The organism is Dokdonella sp. (assembly GCF_049593775.1).
Lineage (GTDB): Bacteria > Pseudomonadota > Gammaproteobacteria > Xanthomonadales > Rhodanobacteraceae > Dokdonella.
This window is the reverse complement of record NZ_JBAWHJ010000122.1, coordinates 1-3,019: the sequence shown is the minus strand read 5'-3', so window position 1 is coordinate 3,019 and position 3,019 is coordinate 1. Positions and strand designations below refer to the sequence as shown.

Sequence of the window (3,019 nt, the reverse complement as noted above, 5' to 3'; positions counted from 1 at the left end):
GGATTGCCTGGACACAGGATGCTCAAGCGAATCTGTCGATTTGGACATTGCCCCACCGTCCCGCGATCGAATGAGGATCAACAGGTCGCAAATGGGAATGGAGGGAGCATCGGTTCCGGTTCGCCCTGAACGCCGGTTCAGACTGGCGTCTGGTGACGAACCCTGGTGCCGTTGATGCCGGGTCACTGCCCGGGAGGCCGCAAACGGTCTGGGCCTTGCCCGCGGAACCCGGAGCGACGAAATCTTTCGCAGCGACGATTCGCCGAAGGGCCGCCAGCGCCTGCAGGGAACGCGAGTTGCCCGAACCGGCTAGCGCCCGTCTTCCGACGCGACTCATCATGGCGTCAGATTCCTGAGTCCTGAACGCGCTGGAGATCGAGGCGCAGCAATGCGGCGCGCGCAAGCGCGCAATCCACTCAAAGCGTGTCGTTGCACGGCTGCCGATGGGCGAGCAATTACTCGCGCAGCAGTGCGAACAGCCGAAACTTGCGGCGTGTAGAACATGCCCTTTCCCCCTTGAAGCGCGAATGCAGCGTGACGTGATACCTCTGGAACTCCTGTTCCTGAAGGCGTCCGAAACCCTGTACCGATATGCGTGCCATCTCCCGGCACGGTTATTTGTTCCACGTTAGGAAATGACAGCGCGCATGAGCGGTGCGGCCATATCTACCCTGGACTCCATGTGCGCAAGCAAAATCCGCGCCAAGTCGTGCCCCTGAACGTTGCTCAAGGTACTGGAGTCAGTGACGTTGCGCCAGTCCGAATTTCACTCCCTGCGGATTGCTAGCTGGCACCCATGTGGAAATCCCAGGTTATCGGCTGGGGCCTCTGAAACTGGCAAGGCCGGGAAATGCGGGCACGGATTCGGCAATTCGGCGCCATCCGCTTGCAGACAAGACATGTCTTGCCAGACCCTTGATATGGATGCTTGCCAGCCTTGTTCGGCAAGTGCCAAAAATTGTTACCGCGGGCAATGCGCGACTGGCAAACGACCCTCGGGCCCCTGCCAAGCGACACGATGAGAGAGAACTTTGCCATGGCGTTACACTCCACCTCGAATTTGAACCCGGGAGATGTCCAATGAAGCGCACCCATATTTCAACGGTCCTGGCGGGAGCCATGGCCCTCGCCGCCTGCAGCACACCTCAGGCACCGGTTGATCCGGCAGCCGAATCCGGCCCGAAGGCGGCCACCGCAGCCGACGCCGATACCTTTATCGCGGACGTCAATCAGGACATCCGTGATCACTACGTCGAGGATGTCGCCGCGCAGTGGGTGGCGGCAACCTATATCACCCCGGATACGGGACTTCTGGAGTCCAAGGCCAACGAACGTGGCCTGATCCGCCTCAAGGATGCCATCGAGTCCTCACGCCGCTTCGATGGCGTGCAGGACATATCGCCGGAAACAGCACGCGCCATCGAGATGCTCAAGCGCCAGAGCTCGATGCCGGCGCCGAAAGATCCGGATCATCTGGCCGAAATGGCCGAGATTGCCTCGCGACTCGGTGCCGCCTACGGCTCAGGCAAGTATTGCAGTGATCCTGATGACAAGAGCACCTGCAAGAATCTGAACCAGTTGTCCGAGGTCATGGCCGAAGACCGGGACTGGAACACCGACCTCGAAGCCTGGCAGGGCTGGCATTCCGTTGGCAACGGCATGCGAGCCGACTATCAGCGCTTCGCCGAGCTGCTTAACGAAGGAGCCCGTGATACCGGCTATGCCGATGCAGGTGATGCCTGGCGCTCCGGCTATGACATGGAGGCATCCGCACTGCGTACCGAAACCGATCGCCTTTGGGGGCAGGTCAAGCCACTCTATTCGCAGCTTCAATGCTATGTGCGCGGAAAGCTTGAGGAAAAATACGCCGACAAGATGCCTGCCGACGGCACGATTCCGGCGCACATCACCGGCAACATGTGGGCACAGGACTGGTCGGCACTGTATCCCATGGTGCAGCCGTTCCCAGGCGTTTCCGGGGTCGATCTCGACGCGGCCCTGAAGACGCAGGACTATTCGGCGGAGAAGATGGTCCGCAGCGCGGAAGATTTCTATCAGTCTCTCGGCATGCCGGCCCTGCCGGACTCCTTCTATGAGCGGTCAATGCTGGTGCGCCCTCGTGATCGTGACGTGGTCTGCCATGCCAGTGCATGGGATACCAATCTCGAAGGCGATGTCCGTATCAAGATGTGCATCAAGCCGACTGGCGAAGACTTCAACACGATCTATCACGAGCTCGGCCATATCTACTACTACCTCGCTTACAACCACCTGCCACCGTTGTTCCAGACCGGCGCCCACGATGGCTTCCATGAGGCAATAGGTGACACTGTTCAGCTCAATCTGACACCGGGCTACCTGCACCAGATCGGGTTGACGGGAGATGCCAAGGCCGACGAAAAAGCCGTCATCAACACCCAGATGCAACTAGCCTTGGCCAAGGTCGCATTCCTGCCATTTGGCAAGCTGATCGACGAATGGCGCTGGGGTGTTTTCGACGGGACCATCTCGTCGGATTCCTACAACGCCGCCTGGTGGCAGCTGCGACAGAAGTATCAGGGAGTGTCTTCTCCGATCGAGCGGACCGAGGAGAATTTCGATCCGGGTGCCAAGTACCATGTACCGGGCAACACGCCCTACATGCGCTACTTCCTCGCGCACATCCTCCAGTTCCAGTTCCAGCGGTCACTTTGCGAAGCGGCGGGATTCAAGGGTCCGCTGCACGAGTGCTCGGTGTATGGAAACAAGCAGGCAGGCGAGAAGTTCTGGGCGATGCTTGGGGAAGGTGCCAGCCAGCCTTGGCCGGAAACGCTCAAGCAGCTGACCGGGCAGGAACAGATGGACGCCAGCGCGATCCTCGACTACTTCGCCCCGCTCAACGAGTGGCTGGTGCAGCAGAATGAAGGAAAGGAGTGCGGCTGGGAGGGTTGAAGCAGTACCCTGTTACCCGGTCGCCTCTATTCCCAGATGGCGACCGGGGATTCCTGAAACGCAACAACGGGTGAAACCATGCAGCGCT

General features: G+C 59.8%; 1 protein-coding gene. It reads left to right on the top strand.

From position 1 onward, the window contains the following. The first annotated feature begins 1,080 nt into the window (after positions 1-1,080). A complete protein-coding gene (locus WBP53_RS03960) occupies positions 1,081-2,931 on the top strand; it encodes a M2 family metallopeptidase (protein WP_423926159.1) in 1,851 nt (616 codons plus the stop codon). Positions 2,932-3,019: the final 88 nt, after the last annotated feature.

Bases quoted from the DNA above. Each gene is read 5' to 3' on its own strand.
- WBP53_RS03960 (WP_423926159.1), top strand. From the start codon at position 1,081: ATGAAGCGCACCCATATTTCAACGGTCCTGGCGGGAGCCATGGCCCTC.